The 23,802-nt window shown below is 66.2% G+C and carries 25 protein-coding genes and 1 pseudogene; 19 read left to right on the top strand and 7 right to left on the bottom strand.

What is annotated here, in order from left to right; translation table 11 throughout:
- Positions 1 to 9 precede the first annotated feature (9 nt).
- From AWC31_RS27855 to AWC31_RS27835, 5 genes are all read left to right on the top strand, one after another.
- The gene (locus AWC31_RS27855) at positions 10 to 294 is read left to right on the top strand and encodes a hypothetical protein (protein ID WP_067848947.1); all 285 of its coding nucleotides are present in this window, start codon (positions 10 to 12) and stop codon (positions 292 to 294) included.
- 9 nt (positions 295 to 303) lie between these two features.
- Positions 304 to 606, top strand: coding sequence for a DUF3349 domain-containing protein (locus AWC31_RS27850; protein WP_067848943.1), 303 nt, complete (start codon positions 304 to 306; stop codon positions 604 to 606).
- Positions 607 to 868: 262 nt separating this feature from the next.
- Complete coding sequence (locus AWC31_RS27845; RefSeq protein ID WP_067848940.1) at positions 869 to 1,297, top strand: MmpS family transport accessory protein; 429 nt, start codon at positions 869 to 871, stop codon at positions 1,295 to 1,297.
- Complete coding sequence (locus AWC31_RS27840) at positions 1,294 to 4,185, top strand: MMPL/RND family transporter (protein ID WP_085147480.1); 2,892 nt, start codon at positions 1,294 to 1,296, stop codon at positions 4,183 to 4,185. The genes AWC31_RS27845 and AWC31_RS27840 overlap by 4 nt, the downstream gene beginning before the upstream one ends.
- The gene (locus AWC31_RS27835) at positions 4,185 to 4,649 is read left to right on the top strand and encodes a DUF5078 domain-containing protein (protein WP_085147478.1); all 465 of its coding nucleotides are present in this window, start codon (positions 4,185 to 4,187) and stop codon (positions 4,647 to 4,649) included. Before AWC31_RS27840 ends, AWC31_RS27835 begins: the two co-directional genes overlap by 1 nt.
- A 3-nt stretch (positions 4,650 to 4,652) precedes the next feature.
- On the opposite strand, the gene AWC31_RS27830 is transcribed toward AWC31_RS27835, so the two are convergent.
- Genes AWC31_RS27830 through AWC31_RS27820 form a run of 3 tightly spaced genes read right to left on the bottom strand, consistent with a single transcriptional unit; the run spans position 4,653 to position 7,054 of the window.
- Positions 4,653 to 5,225 (bottom strand): TetR/AcrR family transcriptional regulator, encoded by a 573-nt coding sequence (locus AWC31_RS27830; protein ID WP_085147477.1) that lies wholly within the window; start codon positions 5,223 to 5,225, stop codon positions 4,653 to 4,655.
- 13 nt (positions 5,226 to 5,238) lie between these two features.
- Positions 5,239 to 5,622 (bottom strand): VOC family protein, encoded by a 384-nt coding sequence (locus AWC31_RS27825; protein ID WP_085147475.1) that lies wholly within the window; start codon positions 5,620 to 5,622, stop codon positions 5,239 to 5,241.
- A gap of 49 nt (positions 5,623 to 5,671) precedes the next feature.
- The gene (locus AWC31_RS27820) at positions 5,672 to 7,054 is read right to left on the bottom strand and encodes a PucR family transcriptional regulator (RefSeq protein ID WP_085147473.1); all 1,383 of its coding nucleotides are present in this window, start codon (positions 7,052 to 7,054) and stop codon (positions 5,672 to 5,674) included.
- Positions 7,055 to 7,218: 164 nt separating this feature from the next.
- Between AWC31_RS27820 and AWC31_RS27815 the strand changes: the two genes are divergently transcribed.
- The 5 genes and pseudogenes from AWC31_RS27815 to AWC31_RS27795 all read left to right on the top strand — a co-directional run bounded on the left by AWC31_RS27815 (position 7,219) and on the right by AWC31_RS27795 (position 11,968).
- Positions 7,219 to 8,685, top strand: coding sequence for an amino acid permease (locus AWC31_RS27815; protein ID WP_085147471.1), 1,467 nt, complete (start codon positions 7,219 to 7,221; stop codon positions 8,683 to 8,685).
- Complete coding sequence (locus AWC31_RS27810; RefSeq protein WP_085147469.1) at positions 8,682 to 9,380, top strand: SDR family NAD(P)-dependent oxidoreductase; 699 nt, start codon at positions 8,682 to 8,684, stop codon at positions 9,378 to 9,380. The genes AWC31_RS27815 and AWC31_RS27810 overlap by 4 nt, the downstream gene beginning before the upstream one ends.
- Entirely contained in the window at positions 9,377 to 10,138 is a 762-nt protein-coding gene (locus tag AWC31_RS27805) for an SDR family NAD(P)-dependent oxidoreductase (protein WP_085147467.1), read from the top strand. The genes AWC31_RS27810 and AWC31_RS27805 overlap by 4 nt, the downstream gene beginning before the upstream one ends.
- A 4-nt stretch (positions 10,139 to 10,142) precedes the next feature.
- On the top strand, positions 10,143 to 11,132 hold the full coding sequence (speB, locus tag AWC31_RS27800; protein ID WP_207626446.1) for an agmatinase: 990 nt from the start codon (positions 10,143 to 10,145) through the stop codon (positions 11,130 to 11,132).
- A pseudogene (locus AWC31_RS27795) lies at positions 11,125 to 11,968 on the top strand (polysaccharide deacetylase family protein). The gene speB and the pseudogene AWC31_RS27795 overlap by 8 nt, the downstream one beginning before the upstream one ends.
- On the opposite strand, the gene AWC31_RS27790 reads toward AWC31_RS27795, so the two are convergent.
- Positions 11,965 to 12,834 (bottom strand): SDR family oxidoreductase, encoded by an 870-nt coding sequence (locus AWC31_RS27790; protein ID WP_085147465.1) that lies wholly within the window; start codon positions 12,832 to 12,834, stop codon positions 11,965 to 11,967. The pseudogene AWC31_RS27795 and the gene AWC31_RS27790 sit on opposite strands and share 4 nt — an antisense overlap.
- Before the next feature lie 131 nt (positions 12,835 to 12,965).
- Here AWC31_RS27790 and AWC31_RS27785 point away from each other — a divergent pair, with 131 nt between their 5' ends.
- On the top strand, positions 12,966 to 13,460 hold the full coding sequence (locus AWC31_RS27785; protein WP_085147463.1) for a pyridoxamine 5'-phosphate oxidase family protein: 495 nt from the start codon (positions 12,966 to 12,968) through the stop codon (positions 13,458 to 13,460).
- Positions 13,461 to 13,514: 54 nt separating this feature from the next.
- Here the strand turns inward: AWC31_RS27785 and AWC31_RS27780 are convergent, their stop codons facing one another.
- Positions 13,515 to 14,429, bottom strand: coding sequence for a 1,4-dihydroxy-2-naphthoyl-CoA synthase (locus AWC31_RS27780; RefSeq protein WP_085147462.1), 915 nt, complete (start codon positions 14,427 to 14,429; stop codon positions 13,515 to 13,517).
- 70 nt (positions 14,430 to 14,499) lie between these two features.
- Between AWC31_RS27780 and AWC31_RS27775 the strand changes: the two genes are divergently transcribed.
- Positions 14,500 to 14,826 carry a hypothetical protein gene (locus AWC31_RS27775; protein WP_084357069.1) on the top strand — a complete coding sequence of 109 codons (327 nt, stop codon included), beginning with the start codon at positions 14,500 to 14,502 and terminating at the stop codon, positions 14,824 to 14,826.
- Between the two features lie 6 nt (positions 14,827 to 14,832).
- On the opposite strand, the gene AWC31_RS27770 is transcribed toward AWC31_RS27775, so the two are convergent.
- Complete coding sequence (locus AWC31_RS27770; protein ID WP_085147460.1) at positions 14,833 to 15,282, bottom strand: nitroreductase family deazaflavin-dependent oxidoreductase; 450 nt, start codon at positions 15,280 to 15,282, stop codon at positions 14,833 to 14,835.
- A 9-nt stretch (positions 15,283 to 15,291) separates the two neighbouring features.
- A complete protein-coding gene (locus AWC31_RS27765) occupies positions 15,292 to 15,981 on the bottom strand; it encodes an HAD family hydrolase (protein WP_085147458.1) in 690 nt (229 codons plus the stop codon).
- 211 nt (positions 15,982 to 16,192) lie between these two features.
- Here AWC31_RS27765 and AWC31_RS27760 point away from each other — a divergent pair, with 211 nt between their 5' ends.
- The 7 genes from AWC31_RS27760 to AWC31_RS27730 all read left to right on the top strand — a co-directional run bounded on the left by AWC31_RS27760 (position 16,193) and on the right by AWC31_RS27730 (position 23,783).
- Positions 16,193 to 16,948, top strand: a complete 756-nt coding sequence (locus AWC31_RS27760; protein WP_085147457.1) for a helix-turn-helix domain-containing protein — start codon at positions 16,193 to 16,195, stop codon at positions 16,946 to 16,948.
- 227 nt (positions 16,949 to 17,175) lie between these two features.
- On the top strand, positions 17,176 to 18,804 hold the full coding sequence (locus tag AWC31_RS27755) for an ABC transporter substrate-binding protein (protein WP_234817021.1): 1,629 nt from the start codon (positions 17,176 to 17,178) through the stop codon (positions 18,802 to 18,804).
- A gap of 10 nt (positions 18,805 to 18,814) precedes the next feature.
- Positions 18,815 to 19,774 carry an ABC transporter permease gene (locus AWC31_RS27750; protein ID WP_067859802.1) on the top strand — a complete coding sequence of 320 codons (960 nt, stop codon included), beginning with the start codon at positions 18,815 to 18,817 and terminating at the stop codon, positions 19,772 to 19,774.
- Complete coding sequence (locus AWC31_RS27745; RefSeq protein ID WP_085147455.1) at positions 19,771 to 20,715, top strand: ABC transporter permease; 945 nt, start codon at positions 19,771 to 19,773, stop codon at positions 20,713 to 20,715. Before AWC31_RS27750 ends, AWC31_RS27745 begins: the two co-directional genes overlap by 4 nt.
- Positions 20,715 to 21,596 carry an ABC transporter ATP-binding protein gene (locus AWC31_RS27740; protein ID WP_085147454.1) on the top strand — a complete coding sequence of 294 codons (882 nt, stop codon included), beginning with the start codon at positions 20,715 to 20,717 and terminating at the stop codon, positions 21,594 to 21,596. The genes AWC31_RS27745 and AWC31_RS27740 overlap by 1 nt, the downstream gene beginning before the upstream one ends.
- A complete protein-coding gene (locus AWC31_RS27735) occupies positions 21,586 to 22,395 on the top strand; it encodes an ATP-binding cassette domain-containing protein (protein WP_085147452.1) in 810 nt (269 codons plus the stop codon). Before AWC31_RS27740 ends, AWC31_RS27735 begins: the two co-directional genes overlap by 11 nt.
- Positions 22,392 to 23,783 carry an amidase gene (locus AWC31_RS27730; protein WP_085147450.1) on the top strand — a complete coding sequence of 464 codons (1,392 nt, stop codon included), beginning with the start codon at positions 22,392 to 22,394 and terminating at the stop codon, positions 23,781 to 23,783. Before AWC31_RS27735 ends, AWC31_RS27730 begins: the two co-directional genes overlap by 4 nt.
- Positions 23,784 to 23,802: the final 19 nt, after the last annotated feature.

Raw genomic sequence — 23,802 nt, 5'->3', positions numbered from 1 at the left:
GGAAAACTGATGATCTATCTGGAATCCATCTTCAAGGTTCTCGTGGTCGGCCTGATCCTCGGCGCCGGGCTGCCCGCGGTGTTCGCCCTCGGGCTCGTGGCCTACTCGAACGGGGCCGGCGGCACCCATGAGGACGGCACGGTACAGGCGGCCAACCCGGCGCTCAAGACGCTCGGGCTGGTGCTGTTCGCGTCCGTCGCCGCAGTCATCGTGATCGCGATCCTGTGGATCACCAAGGCCACGATCATTCACCACTTCGGATTCAACCCCGTCCCGTTCCTTCCGGGTAAGTGAGCTGACGCCATGACCGAGAGCTACATGGACAACGTGCTGACGTGGCTGCACAAGGGTTACCCCGAGGGTGTGCCGCCGAAGGATTACTTTGCGCTGCTGGCGCTGCTGAAGCGCTCGCTGTCCGAGGACGAGGTGGTACAGGCCGCCCAGGCGATCCTGCGGTCCAACGACGGTGACACCCCGGTGACCGACGACGAGATCCGCGACGCCGTGCACAAGATCATCGAGAAAGAACCGAATCCCGAAGAGATCCACCAGGTCGCGTCGCGGCTGGCCTCGGTCGGCTGGCCGCTGGCCACCCCGGTGCGCTGACCACACCTTTCCGTTGAATCCCGGCCCGCAAGGGCCGGGATTTTTTTGTGCCGGCACGCCGCGACGCTGATCAATCCGTGGCCGCCGACCGGTGTGCGCTGGCCGACTCGGTTGCGACGCCGTGATCCAGTTCACCATGCGGCTAAGCATTGTCTAACTATCTAGTCAAGATCAGTTAGCCGTTCGGCTTGTCTGAACTGATCTGCTTGTATAACTTGAGTGCGATTGATGGCTGACGGCGGCAGTGCGGGAGGAAGCGGCGATGCAATTGCTCAAGCGGGTGTGGTTGCCCCTGGTTGCCGTGGCGGTGATCGGCGTAGCGGGGTTTGCCGTCGATCGTGTCCGCGGCGTGTTCGCATCTGATCCGCCGTTGACAACACCGGTGGAGTTCGCGAACGATCCGGAACCGTTTGATCCAAAAGTGTTGACGTACGAGATCTTTGGTCCGGAAGGGGCTGCCGTGGATGTGAACTATGTGGATCTGGAGGGCGAGCCGCAGCGAGTCGACGCCGCCGTCCTGCCGTGGTCCATCACGTTGCAGACCACGGAGCCGTCGGCTGCGGCCAACATCGTGGCACAGGGTAAGACCGACTTTCTGGGGTGCCGGGTGATCGTCGATGGTGAGGTCAAGGACGAGCGCAGCGCCACCGGTACCAATGTTCAGACCTTCTGCATCGTGAAGTCCGCATGAGCGCGCACGCGGACGCGCCCACCGGGCCCATCACCACCAACGCGCCGCACGAGGGCGCACATTTCGGACGGATCGCCCGCGTACTTCGCAGGCTCTCCATTCCCATCATCCTCATCTGGGTGGCCATCGCCGCGTTCTTGAACATCGCGGTGCCGCAGCTCGAGACGGTCGGCGAGATGCGGTCGGTGTCGATGAGCCCGAAGGAGGCGCCTGCCGTCATCGCCACCGAGCGCATCGGTCAGGTGTTCGGCGAATACAAGTCCAACAGCTCGGCGATGATCGTCCTGGAAGGGCAGGAGAAGCTGGGCGACGACGCTCGCCGCTACTACTCCGAGCTGATCGAGAAGCTGCGGGCCGACACCAAGCACGTCGAGCATGTGCAGGACCTCTGGAGCGATCCGCTGACCGCGTCCGGTGTGCAGAGCGGCGACGGTAAGGCCGTCTACGTCTCGGCCAACCTGGCGGGCAATCAGGGCGAGTCGCTGTCGCTGGAATCCGTCGAAGCCGTCAAGCACATGGTGGAGAGCATCCCCGCGCCCGAGGGTGTCGAGGTCTACGTCACCGGATCCGCGCCGATGACGGCCGAGCAGACCGAGGCCAGCCACGGCAGCATGCGGTTGGTGGAGGCGCTGACCTTCCTGGTCATCATCATCATGTTGCTCGTCATCTTCCGGTCGATCATGACGACGGTGCTGATCCTCTTGATGGTGGTGGTCAGTCTGATGACGGTCCGTGGTGCGGTGGCATTCCTGGGCTACTACAACGTCATCGGCCTCTCGACCTTCGCGACCGGGCTGTTGGTCACGTTGGCGATCGCCATCGCCGTCGACTACGCGATCTTCTTCGTCGGCCGTTACCAGGAGGCTCGCGGTAGCGGCGAGGATCGAGAGTCGGCCTACTACACCATGTTCGGTGGCACCGCCCATGTGATCGTCGGGTCCGGCCTGACCATCGCGGGCGCCACCTTCTGTCTGAGCTTCACCCGGTTGCCGTACTTCCAGACACTCGGTGTGCCGCTTGCGATCGGCATGCTGGTGCTCATCGTCACCGCGATGACGTTCGGTCCTGCCATCGTCACCATCGCAGGCCGGTTCCTCGACCCCAAGCGCTCCATGCGCGTGCGTGGTTGGCGCTCGGTGGGTACCGCGGTGGTCCGATGGCCGGGCCCGATCCTGATCACCACCATCGCGGTCTCGCTCATCGGACTGCTGGCGCTGCCCGGTTACAAGACCAGCTACAACGATCGTCTGTACCTGCCCGACGACATCAGTTCCAATCAGGGCTACGCGGCGGCCGAGCGGCACTTCTCGCCGTCGCGGTTGAACCCGGAGATGCTGATGATCGAAAGTGACCGGGATCTAAGGAATCCGGCGGACTTCCTGGTTATCGAGAAGATCGCCAAGGCCGTTTTCCAGGTCGACGGCATCGCCCGGGTGCAGACCATCACGCGGCCCGACGGTGCGCCGATCGAGAACACGACGATCCCGTACATGATCAGTCAGCAGAGCACCCTGCAGCGACTGAACGAGAAGTACAACACGGACCGCACCGCCGATATGACCAAACAGGTCGCGGACATGCAGAAGACCATCGGCAACATGGATCGGATGCAGGCGATCACCGAGCAGATGGCCGACACCACCAGCCAGATGGTGGCGTCCATGGACGGCATGGTGGCCAACATCGAGGAATTGCGCGACAACATCGCCAATTTCGACGATTTCTTCCGGCCGATCCGAAACTACCTCTACTGGGAACCGCACTGCTTCAACATCCCGATGTGCTGGTCGCTGCGGTCGGTCTTCGACGTCATCGACGGCATGGACGTGATGACCACGGACATGAACGAGATGATGCCGCAGATGCATCGGCTCAACGAGTTGATGCCGCAGATGATCGCGATCATGCCCGAGATGAAGCAGACCATGGTGAGCATGCGGGAGATGATGCTGACCATGCAGCAGACCCAGCAGGGTATGCAGGAGCAGCAGCGCATCATGGCCGAGACCTCGACCGAGATGGGCAAGGCCTTCAACGAGGCGATGAACGACGACTCGTTCTACCTGCCGGCTGAAGCGTTCGAAAACCCGGATTTCGCAAAGGGTCTGGAACAGTTCCTGTCCCCGGACGGGCACGCGGTGCGGTTCATCATCAACCATGAGGGTGATCCGATGTCCGCCGACGGTATCGAGCGGATCGACGCGATCAAGACTGCCGCCAAGAACGCGATCAAAGGCACACCGTTCGAGGGCTCGACCATCTACCTCGGTGGTACTGCGGCCACATTCAAGGACATGGCCGACGGGACGAGGTACGACCTGTTGATCGCCGGGATCGCCGCGATCTGCTTGATCTTCCTGATCATGCTGCTGTTGACCCGCGCGATCGTCGCCGCGGCGGTGATCGTCGGCACGGTGGTGCTCTCGCTCGGAGCGTCGTTCGGCGTTTCGGTGCTGCTGTGGCAGCACATACTGGGCATCGAGTTGCACTGGATGGTGCTGCCGATGGCGGTGATCATCCTGTTGGCCGTCGGTGCGGACTACAACCTGCTGGTCGTCTCGCGGCTCAAGGAGGAGATACGTGCCGGGCTGAACACCGGCATGATCCGGGCGATGGGCGGCAGCGGTTCGACGGTGACCGCCGCGGGCATGGTCTTCGCCTTCACGATGATGGTGATGGCGGTCAGCGACCTCACGATCATGGGCCAGGTCGGCACGACGATCGGTCTGGGTCTGCTGTTCGACACCCTGGTGATCCGCTCGTTCATGACGCCGTCGATCGCCGCGCTGCTCGGCAGGTGGTTCTGGTGGCCGCAGCGGGTGCGGTCCCGGCCGAAACCGCAGCCGTGGCCCCGGATTCAACGTCACCCACAGGAGTCTCTGGTCTGATGACGATCTCTTCGATGAAGCGCGGAGCAATCGCGGCGGCCGCAGCCGCGGCGGCGGTGGCCGCCGTCGCGGTGGGACCGATGGGCGTCGCGGCCGCCGATGCCACCGACGAGTACCCGATCCCGAGCAACATGCTCAGGACCACCTGCACCGTCGACCAGTACATGGCCGCGGTACGGGACACCAATCCGGTGTACTACGAGCGCTACATGATCGACTACAAGAACAAGCCTGCCGCCGATCAGCAGGGCGCCCGCGATCGCATCTACTGGTTCTTCTCCTTGGATTACGCAGGCCGCCGGCAGTATTCGGAGAACACGGCCACCAACGCCTTTTACGAGCAGATGTCCTGGCGCTGGCCGAACTGGGCGAAGCTGTTCTTCAACAACAAGGGCGTCGTCGCGCACGGCACCAAGAACTGCGCGACCTACCCGGCCGTCGATCCGACCGTCTGGACCTGGTAGCACTCACTCGAAATACGAAGTGGTGCGCAACAATTGCTGTGCCACTTCCAGCAGCGTCCGGAGCAGGTCCTCGTCGCTGACGTCCCGGAGTCTCTTGTCGGTCACGGCTGCATGGATGCCGTTGGTGACCATGGAGATGACGACTCTGCCCGTATGCCCGTGTGCCCCGCCGAGCAGCAGGTCGATGAAGCGCTGGGTCGTCTCGGCGAGGTCCTCGCGTGATTGGATCAGGCTCTCCAGCGCCGGGTCGCCGGTGAGCACCGCGGCCAGTCTGCGGTGCCGCACGCTCAGCTCGATGAGGCCGGTGATGCTGATCTCCCGGCGGGTGGCCGGGTCGGGCACGGCGTCGGCGATCGCCACCACGCGCGCGAGGTCGTCGAACATCGGTTGCGCCGCGGCTGCCACGATGTCTTCCTTGGAATGGAATTGGTAGTAGACCGACGCTTTGCCGACGCCGATGCTGTCGGCGATCATCTGCAGCGTGGTGCCGCTGACACCGTGTTCACCGAACAGTGTCAGCGCGGCCTCCAGTACCCGCGTGCGCGCGGTGCCGCGGCCCAGTACCGATTTCGCCACGACGGTCTTCCCGTCAGTCCCTGACGTCGCGGCGCAACGGATGCGTGGCGGGCACCTGCACAAAGATCAGCGTGACGCCGTCGGGGTCGATCACGTGCATCTCGTGCAAACCCCACGGCTCTTGCGTCGCGGCCCGCGTGATCGGCACGCCGCGGCTCTCGAGTTCGGCCTGTGTGGCGTACACGTCACGCACCTGCAGCCACAACGCGCCCGGGAAGGAGCCGGATTCGGTGGGGCTGTGATGGCCTGCGATCTCGATAAGCGATTGGCCGGCGTAAAACACCGTGCCCGCACCGTATTCGCGGGCGACGGCCAGGCCGATCCCGTCGCGGTAGAACTCCAGCGATTTCGGGTAGTCGACCGGCCGGATCAGCATCCGGCTGGCCAGTATCTCCATAGCTGCCTGTCTACCATCGCGTACCGCCCGGCTGGGGTCGCGACACGGATCAGTCCTGGCGGCCCGGCATCCGGCGGGCCCGGTCGCTGGCCCGGAGGCCGATGGCGAATGCGGCCTGATCGTCGAAATTGAGTGGGTTGCGTCCGGTGATCTCGTGGATGCGCGACAGCCGGTGCCGCACGGTGTTGGTATGCAGGAAAAGCTCACGGGCCGTATCGATCAGCGAGCCGTTGGTGGCGAGGAATACCCGCAAGGTGCGGACGTGCTGAGTGCCGCGGTCGCGATCGATCTGGTCCAGCGGATCGATGAGCTGATGCTTGAACGGGGCGAGCCGATTGAGCGGCAGTCCTTCCAGCAGACTGTCGAACGTGCTCAGCTGATCGGGCCCGATGCTGCCGCCGTGTTGTTGGGCCAGATCGAGCGCGATGCGGGCCTGCGTGATGGCCGAGCCGAGGTCGGCCAGCGGCGCGGTCGCCGAATGCCCCGATGGTAGCGACAGCTCGGCGGCGATCGCGGTCAGGCCATCGGTCTCGTCGGTCAGCACCAGGCAGACCTCCGGCGCATCGCCCACGAGCGCGGCCGGAAACGCCATCGACAGCAGGGCACCCGCACCGGCAGGCCACGCCGAGCACGCCACCTCGCGGGCCGAGAGGCCGGGCCAGTCCAGCAGTTGGCTCAGGGCGTCGGGGAGCAGCATGCGTCGCTCGACCAACGACAGCAGCTGGCCGACACGTTCGCGGGCCAGGGCCGATTCGATGTCACGTTCACCCTGTGCGGCCTGCGCGAACCGGGCGATGACCTCCAGCAGCGCCTTCTCCGGCGGCTCACCGCTACCCACCCACACCAACGTGCCGAGGCCGTTGACCGCAACCGCGGTAGCGCCGGCTTGAGGCTCACCATCGGGTTCGAGCAGGAAGTAACAGCCCAGCACCTGACCGGCCCGGTCCAGCAGCTGGCGCACCGACTCACGCCGGCGTTGCGACGAAAGCAGCTCGGGCACAAGGGTGTTGGTGGCCCGTGCGACGGCGATCTCGCCGCCGACCTGGAAGTCGGCGACATACCGGCTCACGGTCGCGAACGGCACGTTCGGTGGGGCGATGAGCAGCGGCAGATGCTGGCGGGCACACGCGGCGATCAGCGCGTCGGGAACCGTGTCATGGACATCGCCGACGCCGAAACACAGCCCGCCCACGTCGGCCCGCCCCAATGCCTCCACGAACGCCTGGCAGTCCTGCGGTGTCTGCAGGCTGATGCCCACTGTGCACACCAACTCGCCGCCGCGCAGATATCGCGTCGGATCGCGCAACTCGGTGGTGTGCGCCCAGCTGACCGGCCGGTCGAGGTCACCGGTGCCGGCCTCGGGGGCGAGCAATCCCAGATTCGACTCGAGCAGATCACGCAGCGTCGGCGCGACGTCGCTGCGGTCCGACATGGACCGAGCGTAACGCCGTCGTCACGTGTCCGCCCCGGTCCGTTGTTCGATCCTCCAATGGCGGGGTTCGGCGATGGTGCGTTCGCAGCGTCTTCGCTCCAAACGCTTGGCGGGCGCGCGGTGCCGGCGTGATAGTTCCTCCAACCGAATCAAGGGAGCACCCGATGTCCTCACCCGACGGCTCGCAGGTTCTGCGCCGCGAATTCTCGCTCTGGTCGGCGTTCGCGTTCGCATTTGCGTTCATCTCGCCGATCGTCGCGCTCTACGCGATCTTCGGCCTCGCACTGGCCGCGGCGGGCCCCAGCTTCTGGTGGGGCTTTGCCCTGGTGTTCGCCGGCCAGCTGCTGGTGGCGCTCGTGTTCGCGATGCTGGTGTCGCGCTGGCCGCTCGAGGGTTCGATCTATCAGTGGTCGCGGCGCCTGCTCGGCACGTCCTACGGGTGGTTCGCCGGCTGGACTTACATGTGGACCTTGGTGATCGCGATGGCGACCGTCGCGCTCGGCGCCGCGGGGTTCGTCGCCAATATCGCCGGCGTCGAGTCACCGTCGGGTGGCTTGCGGGCCGTCATCGCGCTCGTGATCCTCATCGGCGGGACGGCCATCAACCTCGTCGGGCGCGGTGCGCTCAAGGTGTTCATGACCGCCAGCATCGTGGCCGAGGTCATCGGTTCGATCGGCCTGGGCACCTGGCTGCTGCTGTTCCACCGGCAGAACTCGCTGTCGGTGTTGTTCGACGGCGGCGGGCCCGATATCGACATGTGGGCGTACCTGAGCGGACCATTCCTGATCGCGGTGGCGTTTATCGGGTTCTCGTTCGTGGGCTTCGAAAGCGCGGGGGCCATCGCCGAGGAAGTTCACGAACCGCGGCGTGATCTTCCCAAGGCCGTGCTGTTCTCACTGGCGTTCATCGCGCTCGTGGTGGCGTACTCGAGCCTGGCGATCATCCTCGCCATCCCCGACCTCGACGCGGTCGTGTCCGGCTCGGTTGCCGACCCGGTGTACGAAACCCTCACTGCCGCACTGGGACACGGAATCGCCAAGCCGGTCGAGGTGCTGTTCGTGATCGGCTTCCTCGCCAGCTTCCTGGCGCTGCAGACGTCGGCCTCGCGAGTGATCTGGGCGTACGCCCGTGACGGTGCACTGCCGGCGTCGGCCGCGCTGGCCCGGCTGCGCGGCACGGCCCGCATCCCCGTCGTCGCCATCCTGGTCACCACCGTCATCGGCGGCGCGCTCTTCCTGCTCAGCATCGTCGCAGGCGACATCTACTCGCTGATGGTCAACTTCACCTCCGGTGGTTTCTACCTGGCGTTCCTGTTCCCGCTGATCGGCTTCGTCGTGGTCGTGCTGCGCCGCGGCTGGACGGACGGAGCCTTCTCGCTCGGACGCGCGACCGTTCCCGTTGCCGTCGTGGCGGCGGTGTGGGCGGTCCTGCAGATGCTCAACATCTCCTGGCCGCGTGCGGTTTACGAGCAGCGGTATCTGGACTGGTCCGTGTGGATCGCCGTGGCGGTGCTGTTCGTCGTCGGGTTGGCGATCCTGCTGAGCGTGCGGCACCGGATCGTCAGCGCCGCCGTGATCGACGACATCGAGGCGGCCGACGAACACGCCGACATCACGGTGGCCGGTCGATGAGTACGGCACCGGTCGCGGTCGTCACGGGTGGCGCCAGCGGTATCGGCGCGGCCGCCGTCGGCGCGCTGCAGCGTCGTGGGTACCGGGTCGGGGCGCTCGACCTCAGCGGCCAGGCGTCCGCAGAACACGTTGTCCGGGTGGATGTCTCGGATGGGGCCGCGGTCGCAGGCGCGGTGGCGGAGATCCGCCGCGAGCTCGGCCCGATCGCGGCACTCGTGACCTCGGCCGGCCATTACGAGATGGCTCCGGTCTCGGACATCACCGCACAGGCGTGGCACCGCATGCTGCGCGTGCACGTCGGCGGGCTGTTCAACACCGCCAGGGCATGTCTGCCCGACATGCTCGAACGCCGATCCGGCGCGGTGGTCGCGGTGACCAGTGAACTCGCGGTCGGCGGCGGTGACCAGGCCGCGCACTACGCCGCCGCGAAAGGCGCGATCATCGGGCTGGTCCGCAGCCTGGCCGCCGAGGTTGCCGACCGTGGGGTGCGCGTGAACGCCGTGGCGCCCGGACCGACCGACACACCCCTGCTGGCCGCCGATTCACCTTGGCGCGCCGAAGATTATCTCGCGACGCTGCCGCTGCGACGGCTGACGTCGCCGGCCGAGGTGGCGCGTTGCGTGGAGTACCTCGTGTGCGACGCCACGTTCTCGGTCGGCGACGTCGTCAATGTGAACTCGGGAGCGGTGATATGACCTCACTTCACGGCCGCGTCGCGCTCGTGACCGGCGCCGCGCAGGGGATGGGCGCCGCGCATGCCCGCCGCTTGGCCGCCGCGGGAGCGACGGTGGCGGTCAACGACATTCGCGGTGACGCTGGGCTCGACGCGCTTGCCGCCGAGATCGGCGGCCTGACCGCGATCGGCGACGTGTCCGACCCGGACGCGTGCGCGCGCATCGTCGACGGCGTCGCCGCGACAACCGGGCGCCTCGACATCCTGGTCGCCAACCACGCCTACATGACGATGGCTCCGCTGCTCGAGCACGACGAGCGGGACTGGTGGCGGGTCATCGACACGAATCTCGGCGGCACGTTCCAGTTGATCCAGCACGTCCTGCCCCATATGCGACGGCTGGGCCAGGGGCGCATCGTGGTGATCGCGAGCGAATGGGGTGTCACGGGCTGGCCGGAGGCCACGGCATACGCGGCGTCGAAAGCGGGGCTGATCTCGCTGGTGAAGGCGTTGGGTCGCGAGCTCGCCCCGGAACGGATCATCGTCAACGCGGTGGCTCCGGGTGTCACCGACACGCCTCAGCTTCAGGTCGACGCCGATGCCGCGGACGTCGACCTCGCGACCGTGCAGCAGCAGTATGCGAAGTCGATCCCGCTGGGCCGCATCGGATCTCCCGACGAGATCGCCGCGGCCGTGGAGTTGCTGTCCGACTTCGACTTGGAAGCCGTCGTCGGTCAGGTCATCTCCTGCAACGGCGGCTCGACCCGGGCGCGGGCATGACGTCATGACGAAAGGGGATCAGGTGGAAAGCCAGCCGTATGCGCGGTCGGCGACGGGCAATGTCGGACAGGTCGATGCGCAAGCGGTTCCGCGGTACGCGGGGATCGCGACGTTCGCGCGGCTGCCGCAGCGCCATGAGGTCGAGCACTACGACATCGCGGTCGTGGGGGTGCCGTTCGACAGCGGCGTCACCTACCGCCCGGGTGCCCGGTTCGGCCCCGCCGCGATCCGGCAGGCGTCGCGTCTGCTCAAGCCGTACCACCCGGCGCTCGACGTCAGTCCGTTCGCCTCGGCCCAGGTTGTCGATGCCGGTGACATTGCCGCGAATCCGTTCGACATCGCTGTGGCGGTCGACGAGGTGCGCGAAGGCATCGCCGGGCTGGTGACCACACCGGAGAAGCGAGTCGTGGCCCTCGGCGGTGACCACACCATCGCGCTGCCCGCGTTGCAGGCCATGCACCGCGTGCACGGCCCGGTCGCGCTGGTGCATTTCGACGCCCACCTCGACACCTGGGGGCCCTACTTCGGGGCACCATGCACGCACGGCACGCCGTTTCGCCTTGCCGCGGAACAGGGTCTGCTCGTCAAAGACCACTCCGCGCACATCGGGATCCGCGGGTCGCTCTATGACCGGGCCGATCTGCTCGACGACGAGTCACTGGGATTCACCATCGTGCACTGCCGCGACATCGACCGCATCGGTGTCGACGGGGTCATCGACCGCATCCGGCAGCGGGTCGGGGAGCACCCGGTCTACGTGTCGATCGACATCGACGTGCTCGACCCGGCGTTCGCCCCGGGAACCGGGACTCCCGAGATCGGCGGCATGACGAGCCGCGAGCTGGTCGCGGTGCTGCGCGCCATGCGCGGCCTGCGGATCGTCGGCGCCGACGTCGTCGAGGTCGCGCCGGCCTACGACAACGCCGAAACCACCGCCGTCGCCGCGGCCAATCTGGCCTACGAGCTGATTACCCTGATGGCCGATGATGTCTGAATTCACCTGGCCCAACGGCAAAGCCGCGGCCGCCGCGTTCACCTTCGACGTGGACGCCGAGTCGGCGGTGTTGTGGGGTAACGACGCCGTCGCGGCCCGCATGAGCGTGGTGTCGCATCAGGCGTACGGACCGCTCGTGGGCGTGCCGCGCATCCTCGATCTGCTGGAGCGCCATCAGATCGCCGCGACGTTCTTCGTGCCGGGCCACACCGCGCACCGCTATCCCGAGGCGGTGCGCAGCATCGTGTCCGCCGGACACGAGGTCGCCCACCACGGCTATCTGCACGAACCGCCCGCGCAGTTGACGCTCGAAGAAGAGGTCGAGGCGCTTGACCGTGGGCTGGAAGCGCTGGCCGAGGTCGCCGGTGTGCTACCGGCGGGATACCGGCGCACCCATGTGGGAATTGTCCTGGCGCACCCCGGCTTTGCTCGCCGAGCGCGGCTTTCTCTACGACTCCAGCCTGATGGACTCCGACCATCCCTACGAGCTCGAGGTCGGCGACAGCTCGTTGGTCGAGATTCCCATCCAGTGGGCCCTCGACGACTGGGAGCAGTACTGCTACCTGCCCGACATCTCCGGCTCCGGGCTGATCGAAAGCCCCCGCAAGGCACGCGAGCTCTGGCAGCTCGAGTTCGACGCGCTTCGGCGGGCCGGCGCGTGCTGGGTGTTGACCAACCATCCCTTCCTGTCCGGAAGGGCTTCGCGCGCAGCAGAACTCGACGACCTCATGCGCTATGTGCTCGACCACACCGACGTGTGGACAACCAATCTCGGTGCGATCGCCGAGCACGTCCGCACGCTGAAGCTGGCGCCGCGAACGATCACCCGTCCCTAAACAGGTTGGACGCGTTGGCGTTTCATGACCGCGTCGACGACACCCGGCAGCACGCTGTTGATGGCCTTGGCCGTCACCGCCATCCGCGGGGCGATCTGCACGGGCCGGGTGCGGGCGGCGGTCACCATCCAGTCGGCGGCCTCTTGTGCCGACAATCCCGGCAGCCCGTCGTAGGCGCGCGTGGGTGCGATCATCGGGGTCTTCACCAACGGGTAGTAGAGCGTCGTGGAGTGCACGCCCACCGCGGCCCACTCGGTTTCGATGACCCGGCTGACCGCGGACAGCGCGGCCTTCGACGCGTTGTAGACCGAGAACAGCGGCGACGATTCGTTCATCACGCCCCAGGTCGAGACGTTGATGATGTGGCCGTCTCTGCGCTCGCGCATGCCGGGCGCCAGACCACGGATCAACCGCAACGGTGAGTAGTAGTTCAGCGTCATGGTGCGCTCGACGTCGTGCCAGCGCTCCAGCGATTCGGCCAGCGGGCGCCGGATCGAGCGGCCGGCATTGTTGATGAGAATATCGACCCCGCCGAGGTCCTGCTCCACGTCGGCGACGAGGCCATCGACGGCGTCGAGGTCGGACAGGTCGACGGCGTGCGCGCGGGCGTTCCCGCCCTTGGCGGTGATGCGGTCGACGAGCGCGTCGAGCAGTTCCTGACGCCGCGCGACCGCGATCACCGTGGCTCCGCGAGCGGCGAACTTCTCGGCCGCGGCCTCACCGATGCCCGACGACGCGCCGGTCAGCAAAATTCGCTTGCCTGCGAGTTCGATGTCGTCGCGGCCCTGCAGACGCTCGGTCAACGGGGGACGCATGCTGGTCAGCAACACCTGGTCGGCCAGCGCGCGCAGCGGGTTCTTGCTCATGTGGTGAGTTTAGGTTGCCTTCCATTTCCCCCGGCGAGCAGACGCGGGGGTACCGCTCACACGCCGTTTGCGGGTACCGCCGCGTCTGCTCGCGGCGATGAATTCGCCGACTCAGGGCAGTCTCTACCGGTATGACGATCACCGGCACGCTCGACCCGCGCTTCAGCGAAGCGACCCAGCCCACCGAATGGCCCGCCGCCGCCGAGGCGCTCACAACCGCGGGCCTGTACTGGCTCACCACGGTCCGCGCCGACGGCAGGCCACACGTGACGCCACTGGTCGGGGTCTGGGTCGACGACACCTTCGTGTTCTGCACCGGGCCCGGCGAGCAGAAGGCACGCAATCTGCGCAGCGGCGCAGCCGTCGTCGTCACGACCGGCGCCAACACCTGGGACGCCGGGCTCGACGTCGTCGTCGAAGGATCGGCGGGCCGGGTCACCGGACGCCACGAGTTGACCGCGCTGGCCGACGCCTATCGCGCCAAATACGGCGACGACTGGGACTTCGACTGTGACGACGAGGTTTTCGACCCCGAGGGCGAGGCGGCCATCGTGTATCGGGTGACGCCCGACAAAGTGCTGGCGTTCGCGAAGTCACCGCACGGCCAGACCCGGTTCCGCCTCTGAGTGATTTGTGCACCGTTACCGGCGGTCACCGCCGGTAACGGTGCACAAATCTGCTCAGAAGTAGCGCGGGAAGCTGCTCCAGTCCGGATCGCGCTTCTCCAGGAACGCGTCGCGGCCTTCGACGGCCTCGTCGGTCATGTACGCCAAACGCGTTGCCTCACCGGCGAATACCTGCTGGCCCACCAGCCCGTCGTCGATGAGGTTGAACGAGAACTTCAGCATCCGAATGGCCTGTGGTGATTTGCCGTTGATCTCGGCGGCCCACTGCAGACCGGCCTTCTCCAGGTCGGCGTGGTCGACGACCTCGTTGACCGCACCCATCTGATACATCGTCTCGGCGTCGTAGGCCCGGCCCAGAAAGAAGATCTCCCGCGCGAATTTCTGGCCGGTCTGGCGCGCCAGGTACGCGCTGCCGAAGCCGCCGTCGAAACTGCCGACATCGGCGTCGGTCTGCTTGAAGCGCGCATGCTCGCGACTGGCCAGGGTCAGGTCGGACGTCACGTGCAGGCTGTGTCCACCGCCGGCCGCCCACCCGTTGACCAGGCAGATCACGACCTTGGGCATGAACCGGATGAGCCGTTGCACCTCGAGGATGTGCAACCGCCCGGCGCGGGCGGGGTCGACCGTCTCGGCGGTTTCCCCGGCGGCGTACTGGTAGCCGGTGCGCCCGCGGATGCGCTGATCGCCGCCCGAGCAGAATGCCCAGCCGCCGTCCTTCTGTGACGGGCCGTTACCGGTCAGCAGGACCACGCCGACATCGGGCGACATGCGGGCGTGATCGAGCACGCGGTACAACTCGTCGACCGTGTGCGGCCGAAAAGCGTTCCGTACCTCGGGCCGGTCGAAGGCCACGCGCACCGTCGGCTTCTTCGCGCCGTCGGCGATGTGGCGGTGGTAGGTGATGTCAGTCAGATCGTCGAAGCCGGGCACCGGCTCCCAAACCGTGGGGTCGAACGGGTTGCTGCTCACCTGCTCGACTGTAGAGCGGCGACGGGACGACGTTTCATCGGCACCGTTGCCGGGTATGAAACGAGCCGCGATGGTGCGTATCGCGCGCCACCAGACGAGAAGAGGGGTCACGTTGACCAGATGCGGCAAGTCAGCAGGCGTGTTGTTCTCGGGATTGGTCGCGGGTGTACTGCTCGCCGGCTGCTCCCCTGCGGTCACGGGCGGTGACACCACCTGCGAGGACTTCCTCGGCCAAGACGAGAAGACGCAGAACGATGCGGTGGCCAAGATGCTGAAGGACGAGAAGGGCACCGACGCCGCGCAGCTCGAGATCACCGGGACGCGGTTGTCGGTGCAGACGTTCTGTCAGACGGCGGGCAAGCAGGAGAGCAAGATCAAGGAGGCGCCGCACCTGTAGGCGCGGTTACACCGCATCGAGCCGGAACACCGGGCAACGGCCGGCGAGGGCTTCGAACTCGTCCGGATGCGGCCCGGTGACCAGGCCGGCGTTCTTCATGAAGCCGACGCCGGTGGGGACCAGGATGGGGAATTCACGCAGGAGCGGCCGTGCCTGCTCAGCGGGGATTTCGACCATCCTGACCCGCTGGGCGCGGCGACCTTGGTGCACCGTCGCCTCACCGGCGGCGCGCACGTTGGCTGTCCAGTCAGCGCCCGGCAGGCCGCCGACGACATAGCGTTTTCCGTCGACCGTCATCGGCGTCACGGGGGTCGACCGTGGCTTACCCGACTTGCGGCCTGGCACCGTCAGGACCACCGGTCCCTTGTCACTGCCGACGCCGAGCTTGTTCAGTCCGATCATCACCTTGTTGACGTACTTGAGCCACCACGGTGGCCGGATACGTTCGGCAGCCATGCGGTCAGCCTAGGCCTGGATTCCTGAGGTTGTCAGGGCCGTCAGCAGTCCGTCGGGCCGCTCGGCGGTCGGCAGCGGGTCCACCAGGGCGAACCGGCAACCGACAGCCTTCGCGCCGCCGTCGGCCTCCTCGCTGTCACCGACCATCAGTGCGTCCGGTGCGGCGACCCCGAGCCGGTCCAGCGCCGTGGTGAAGATCGCGGCGTTCGGTTTGACCGCGCCGACTTCGAACGACAGAACGAACTCGTCGACATCGTCCTTGGCGCCGATCGCGGCGAACGCGGGCCGGATGTCGAATGCGATGTTGGACACGACGGCGGTCTTGATGCCTTGTCGCTTAAGGGTTTTCAGCACCGTCGCGGTGTCGGGGTAAGCGGTCCAGCTGTCCGGGTCGATCACCCGTTCATACAGTTCGACGGCGTGGTGATCGGCGAGCCCGGATTCCCGCAGCACGTGCAGATAGGCCTCACGATGCAGGTGTGGTGCCAGATCGCGGTTGACCCAGGCGTGGTACTGCTCGTCGCTCATCTGCACCGAGCGTCCGGTCGGCGCAGTGAGCCGCCGCATGAGCTCAGCCTGCACATGCCCGTCGACCTCGCGTTCGTCGACGGCGATTCCCGCGAACCAGCTCTCGTCCTCTTCGAGGCGGAACAACGTCCCCGAGAAGTCGAACAACACTGCCTTGATCATGACAACCATGTTACGAACACGCGCCAGTGTTTCCGGGTTGGCTGCGTAAAGCACACTGGTTCAATCGGATTCGGGCGCTCGACGGTGAACTGGGCGAAAAAGCCGTGTGGGGCATGTCACGTAGGGCGTAACGGCGCGGAAACAGCCCCTGAACGTTATCGACCCTCGGTCGTAGTCGACTACGTATACGCAGGCTGTTACGTGGGAGGAGAGCGACGACATGACGATGGCGGCCATCGAGCCAAGGGACTTCGCCGCGATCGCCGCTGACATGGCTTCCACCGACACGGGTGTGCGCGTCCGCGGCGCCGTCGACTTCCTGCGGATGGAGGCGCGCTTCGACACGTTCCTGCTGGCCTACAAGACACCCGGTTCGAGAGGGTTCAGCCTGGTCAAATCCGTCGGATACTCCGATGCCGTCGCCGGGTATCTGACCTCGGACATCCAGGCCAAACCGGAGTTCTCCCGACAGTTCGCCGATCACACACGGGTGTGGGACTGGGTCGACGTGCCCGAGTTCGCCGACTCGTACAGCGGCGCGAAGGTACTGCGTCCCGAGGGCTTCAGCAACGGCTTTCTGATGGTCTTGCACGATGGGGCCGGCGATGTGGTCGGAATGTGCCAGGCCAACATGGAGCGCCCCGAGTTCACCGTGCGCAGCCGAGACCTGGTGGAGAAGGTGCGGCCCCTTTTCACCAAGTACGTGGCTCGGGTGCGGGCGAGGGCGCACACCCGCCTGACACCCCGGGAGCAGGAGATCCTCGCACTGCTGCGTGGCGGGCTGTCGAACGCGGAGATCAGCGATCGGCTCTATCTGTCGCCCCGGACGGTCAGCACCCACGTCGAGCGCGTGCTGCGCAAGCTCGGCGTGGCCAACCGCGTGGCGGCGGCCGTGCAGGCCACCGAGCTTGAGCTCGTCAGTCCGGAACGAGCCCTGACCGCGGTGCCGCCGTCCGTCGGCATGGCCGGCTTCTAGCCGGTTGTTTCCAGCCCGGATGGACCGGTGGGGCCGTCCGGGCTGTTGGTGTGCGTTCGTAATGCCCTGCGCACCTGGGGTTTTTGCCGACAATTACGTCGGTTGACGTATTCCGCCAAGGCCATCGCAGTCCTTACGGTTGACCTCGAACTCGTTGGGTACCACTGCTCGCCGTGGTGCAGTACGTATTCCGACGGCATTCTTGACCACGCCCGGAGGATCCACGGATGACGGACGAGCCGCAACGACGCATGCGGCGCTTGGTTTTACGGTTACTGGCAGTTGGTGTCAGCGCGATCGTCGGTGTCGCCGCACTGGTCGGCTGTTCACGTGGACCCGTTCACACGGGCAACGTGTTCGTGATCGCGATCGAGTCGGAGGCCGACATACTCGATCCGCAGGTGGCCGGCGGCTGGGTGACGTGGCGGATCAATCGCCAGATATTCGAACCACTGGTCGACGAGGATCTGAGCATCCCGTCCGAGCAGGCGACGGTTCCCCCGTTGCGGCCGGGTCTCGCCGAATCCTGGGATATCTCGGCTGACGGCCTCGAATACACCTTTCACATCCGCCGCGGGGTCAAGTTCCACGACGGCACACCACTCGATGCGCAAGCGGTCGAGTACAACATCCGCCGGATGTGGGACAAGAACTCCCCGATGTATTCGGCCCGGGCGGCCGGCCAGACCAGCTTCGTCTGGAAGTTCGTCGAGTCGGTCAAGACCGTCGACGACCACACCGTCAAAGTACGCCTGACGCAACCGTTCTCGGAGTTTCTCCGGATGCTCGCCCAGGGCGGCAACGGCTCGACGGCGATCATGAGCCCGACCGCACTGCAGACCTACGGTGACGATATCGCCGACCATCCGGTGGGCACCGGGCCGTTCAAGTTCAAAGAACGCATCCGCGGTGAACGAATCGACCTCGTACGCAACGACGACTACTGGGGCACCGTCCCGGCGATCGACGGCGTGGTGTTCCGGCCGTTGCCCGACCCGTCGGCGCGGACCGCGGCACTGCGGTCCGGCGACGTCGACATGATCGCGGTGCCGAACCCCGACAGCATCGACAACCTCGTCAACGAGGGCTATCAGCTCTCGGAGGGCACACCGCCGCACACGTGGTATCTGTCGTTCAACATGAAGGACCGTTACACCTCGATTCCCGAGGTGCGCGAGGCGATCAACCTCGCGGTCGATCGCGAAGGCATGGCACGAGATCTGTTGCGCGGCTCGGTGAATCCGGCATACGGCGTGCAGGCCCTGTCGGCCGGCGGCTACGTCGAGCGCAGGGACGCCTACGAGCGCAATCTCGACCAGGCCCGCAAGCTGCTCGCATCGGTGGGCCTCGCCGACGGGTTCGAGACGACGCTGATCACCTCGACCGACGGTTCCGGCCAGATCATGCCGGCGCAGATGGCTGAGTTCATCCAGCAGAATCTCGCCGAGATCGGCATCAACCTGCACATCCAAACCCAGGAGTGGATCTCGTACCTGGGTGTGTGGGCGCGGGGTATGCAGGACGGTGTCGGCATGGCCCAGATGTCGTGGGGCATGACCAGCCCGTACTGGCTCTACATCGTGACGTCGACGGAACTGCAGGCGCCCAACGGACCCAACGTCGGCTACTACGCCAACCCCGCACTCGACACGGCGATGCACAACGCGATCACCGCGCTCGATCCAGATGAAGCCGACCGGTGGTGGCGTCAGGCCAACAACATCGTGAGCGACGACGCCGCGCTGGTTCCCATCGTCAACGACAAGGCCCCGTATGTACTCGCCCCTTACGTCTCGGGATTCGTCTCGGCGAGCGAGGAGTGGTACGACCTGACTTCCGTACGGCTGGAACAGTGAGGCTCGAACAATGACCGGAGTGATCGGAAGTCGGCTGCTGTCAACGGTTCTCGTACTGTTCGGCGTCAGCTTGATCGTATTCCTGCTGCTGCAACTGGTTCCCGGTGATCCGGCGGTGACCATCCTGGGTTCGGGTGCGACGGCAGAGGCAGTGGCGGCATTGCGGACCGAGCTCGGGCTGGACCGGTCGTTGCCGGTGCAGTTCTTCGACTATCTCGGCGGGTTGCTGCACGGCGACCTGGGCCGGTCGCTGACCGTCAACGCGCCCGTCACCGACATCATGGTGCCCCGGTTCGCGAACACGATGATTCTCACGGTGGCCGCCCTGGTGCTGTGCATCGTGGTGGCGGTGCCGCTCGGGGTGATCGCGGCGCACAAGCAGTACAGCATCTTCGACCGTGCCTCGATGGTCATCTCACTGGCCGGTGCGAGCGTGCCGGTGTACTGGTTCGGCCTGCTGCTGATCGGCGTCTTTGCGATCACCCTCGGCTGGCTGCCGACCTCGGGCATGTACAACCCGCGTTTCCCTGGCGGGCTGGGAGATCTGCTGGCCCATTTGATCCTCCCGGCGATCGCGGCCGCGCTCGTGCCGCTTGCGGTGATCGCCAGGATGACGCGCAGCGTGATGATCGACATCCTGCAGCAGGACTACATCCGCACGTTGCGCGCCTCCGGCCTGTCGACCACGTCGGTGCTGTGGCGGCACGCGCTGCGTAACGCCTTGCCGCCGATCGTCAACATCATCGGCCTTCAGGTGGGCTATCTGCTCGGCGGTGTGGTGTTCGTCGAAGTCGTGTTCGGCTGGCCTGGTCTCGGTCAGCAGCTCTACACCTCGATCACCCAGCGCGACATCCCGGTGGTGCAGGCCGGTGTGCTGTTCATCGCGCTGGCCTTCGTGATCATCAACCTCATCGCCGACGGCGCGGTCGGCCTGCTCGATCCGCGTACCAGAAGAAAGGTCGGAGCATGAACGCCCTTGCCGCGGCCGCCGGTCGCCGCGCATTTCCGAGAGTCCGCCGCACCTCGGCGGGCGGCCATGCGCCGGTCGAGTCGGATACGCCGAAACCCCAGTGGCGCTTGGCCGTCCGCGCCTTCAGCCGCGACAAGATGGCCGTGGTGTCGCTGGTCGTCCTCGTGCTTGTGGCGCTCGCGTCGATCTTCGCGCCGCTGCTCACGCCGTACAGCCCCACCGCGGGAGACCCCGTCGACCGGCTCGCCGGTATCGGCACAGAGGGGCATCTGCTCGGACTCGACGGTCAGGGCCGCGACATCTGGACCCGCCTGCTCTACGGCGGTCGCAACTCGTTGATGGTGGCCGTGGTGCCCATTCTCGTGGTGTTTCCGCTGGCCCTTATGATCGGGCTGTTCGCCGGGTTCAAACGCAGCAAGGCGGGCGAGGTTCTGATGCGCGTCCTCGACGTGTTGTTCGCGTTTCCCCTCGTCCTGCTGGCGATTGCGCTGTCGGCGGTGCTCGGCGCCGGCCTGGGCAACGTGATGCTCGCGATCGGGATCACCCTCATCCCGTACATGGCCCGTGTTGCCTACACCGCAACCGTCCAGGAAGCGTCGAAGGACTACATTGAGGCGGCCCGGGCCTACGGCGCGAATCCGCTGCTGCTGATGTCCCGCGAACTGATGCCCAACGTCGTGGTGCAGCTGCTCGTGTACGCAACCACGTTGTGCGGCTTGATGATCGTCGTGGCATCCGGCCTGAGTTTTCTCGGCGTCGGTGTCATCCCGCCGACGCCCGACTGGGGCATCATGACCGCCGACGGCAAGAACGTCCTGCTCGAGGGCATCTATCACGTCGCCACCATCCCCGGCCTCGTCATCCTCGTCGTCTCGCTGGCGTTCAATCTCATCGGCGACGGCATCCGTGACGCGCTCGATCCGCGAAAGCAGACCAGCTGATGACCAATTCGCTCGACGTCAAGAAGCTGTCGGTCGACTTCCACACCGACAACGGTGTGGTGCATGCGGTGAAGAACGCCGACATCAGTGTGCGCGAAGGCGGAATCCTCGGCCTCGTAGGCGAATCGGGGTCAGGGAAGTCAGTCACCTCGCTGGCCGTGCTGCGGCTGCTGGGCACCACGCGAGCCCGGATCACCGGTGGCGAGATCCTGTTCCGCGGTGAGAACCTGCTCGACAAGACCGACAAGGAGATGCGTGCCATCCGGGGTTCGCACATCGGGATGGTGTCGCAGAACGCGTTGTCGGCGCTCGATCCGTCGTTCACGATCGGCTCGCAGCTGGTCGAGGTCATCCGGTTGCACCAAGGTGTGGACAAGGCGACCGCTCGCGCGAAAGCACTTGAGGCGCTGGAGCTCGTGGCACTGCCGGACCCGAAACGCCGGATGAAGGCCTATCCCCATGAACTGTCGGGCGGCCAGCGTCAGCGCGTGGTGATCGCGATCGCGCTGGCATGCCGGCCCGAGTTGTTGCTGGCCGACGAACCGACGACCGCACTGGACGCGACCGTGCAAAAGCAGATCCTGGATCTGTTGGTCACGATCAACCGCGAACTGGGCACGTCGATCTTGTTGGTGACCCATGACTTTGGTGTGGTCGCCCACGTGTGCACCGACGTCACCGTGATGCGCCGCGGTGACGTGCTGGAGTCGGGGACGGCCGACCAGGTCCTCAACAACCCGCAGCATCCCTACACGCAGGGGCTCATGCGCGCGGTGCCCAGGCTGCACCTCGACGACCAGACCCGCGCGATACCGCGCGCGGACCGCCGCCTGTTCGAGTTCCACGGCGACACCACCAGGGAGACAGCAGATGTCGCATAGGGAGGCCCTGATCTCGGTCACCGACCTGAGGAAGGTGTTCGCCGTCCGCGGCGAGGACGGCAAGCGCGGCGAATTCGTCGCGGTCGATTCGGTGAGCTTCGACATCCAGCGCGGCGAGACCTTCGGTCTGATCGGCGAATCCGGCTCGGGCAAGACGACGACGGGACGGATGGTGCTCGGACTGGAGAAGCCGACGTCGGGATCGGTCACGTTCGACGGCAACGAGCTGGTCGGACTGTCGGACCTGGACATGCGGCGCTACCGCCGCCACATCCAGATCGTGTTCCAGGATTCCGGTTCGGCCTTCAACCCGAGGCGCAGCGTGGGTTCGCAGATCGCATACCCGCTCAAGCTCTTTCGTACGTGTTCGCCATCGGAGGCACGCACGAAGGTGCTCGAACTGCTCGACCGGGTCGGCATGCTGCCGTCCCACTACGACCGCTACATCCACGAGTTCTCGGGCGGTCAGCGCCAACGCCTCGGTATCGCCAGAGCGCTGATCACCGATCCGGATTTCGTCGTCCTCGACGAGCCGACGGCCGCACTCGACGTGTCGGTGCAGGCGCAGATACTCAACCTGCTCAAGGATCTGCAGCGGGAACGCAAACTCACGATGCTGTTGATCACCCACAATCTCGCGCTCGTCGAGTACATGTGTGAACACGCCGGGGTGCTCGACCACGGCAAGCTGGTCGAGGTGGGGCCCGTCGATCGACTGCTCACCGCACCGGCCACCGACATCACCCGCAAGCTCGTCGACGCCGTGCTCGAGCCCGAACTCGCCGGAGCCGCCCGATGACCGAATCGCTTGTCAGCCCGACTATCCCGCAGCTGCGAACCCTCATCGACAGCGGAGACCTCGCCCCGGTCGGGCTGGTCCGCAGCGCTCTGGCGCGGATATCGCAGGTGGAGGACAAGATCCAGGCCTTCGCCGCGATATTCGCCGACGAGGCGCTCGCGGTCGCCCAGCAGCCTCAACCCGACGGGCCACCGGGACGGGCACCGCTGTGGGGCATACCCGTCGTTGTGAAAGACATCTACGACGTCGCGGGCTACCGGACCGGCAACGGATCGCTCGGTGCCCCGGACCACCTGGCGGTCCGCGATTCCGAAGCCGTCCGGCGCCTGCACGCCGCGGGCGCCATCATCCTCGGCAAGAGCACAACGCACGAATACGCGTACGGCGTCAACACTCCGCCGACCCGCAACCCGTGGTCGCTCGACCGGATCCCCGGCGGGTCCAGCGGCGGGACCGGCGCGGCGATCGCGGCAGGTATCACCACGGCGGGCCTGGGCACCGACACCGGTGGCTCGATCCGGATCCCGGCGGCGCTGTGCGGCGTCACCGGACACAAACCGACATTCGGTCTGGTGAGCCGCAGCGGGGTCAGCGCGTTGAGCTCCACCCTGGACCACACCGGTCCGCTCGGACGGACCGTCGACGACACCGTGGCACTGCTGGAGGCCATCGCCGGGCACGACCCCGCCGATCCGTACAGCTCGACCGCGCCCGTCGGCGACCTCCGCTCCGAATACGACCGCGGGCTGAACGGTCTGACCGTGGGCGTGGCGGAGAAGTACTTCTGCGATCGGCTGGCTCCCGATGTGGCCGCGGTGTTCGACGACGCGGTGCGGACCATCGAGGGTGCCGGCGCCACCATCAAGTCGGTCGAGTTCACCGACGTCGAATTGTGCCCTGGCGTGGTCGATGTGGTGTGCGGGGTCGAGGCCGCGGCCTGGCACGCGATGCAACTGGGAATGCAGCCGGACAAGTTCGGTTCAGATGTGCGCGACGCGCTGCGGATCGGCGCAGCGTACACCGGCGTCGAGTACGTGGAGGCACTGCGTGCCCGCGCCGCGGTGATCGCGGGTATGGACGCGCTGTTCGGCTCGGGCACGGACCTGTTGATCTCGCCGACAATCGCGATGACCGCACCGCCATACGGGTCGACTCAGGTCGAACTCGGCGGCCGGACGGTGTCGGTCCTCGCCGGCATCAACGCGCTGACCGTGCCGGCCAACGTGACGGGCATGCCCGCGCTCACCGTGCCGGCCGGCTTCGGAAGTGACGGTCTGCCCGTCGGTCTCCAGATCATGGGACCGCGCGGTGCGGACGCGACCGTGCTCGGTGCCGGGCGAGCCTTCGAGGCACTCGTCGACTGTGTGGCAAGAACCCCCGCATTGTGAAACAACCGCAAGGAGATGT

It is taken from the genome of Mycolicibacterium wolinskyi (assembly GCF_002101965.1).
Lineage (GTDB): Bacteria > Actinomycetota > Actinomycetes > Mycobacteriales > Mycobacteriaceae > Mycobacterium > Mycobacterium wolinskyi.
Note: the sequence above shows the minus strand (reverse complement) of the source record. Positions and strands in the feature narration are given on the sequence as shown.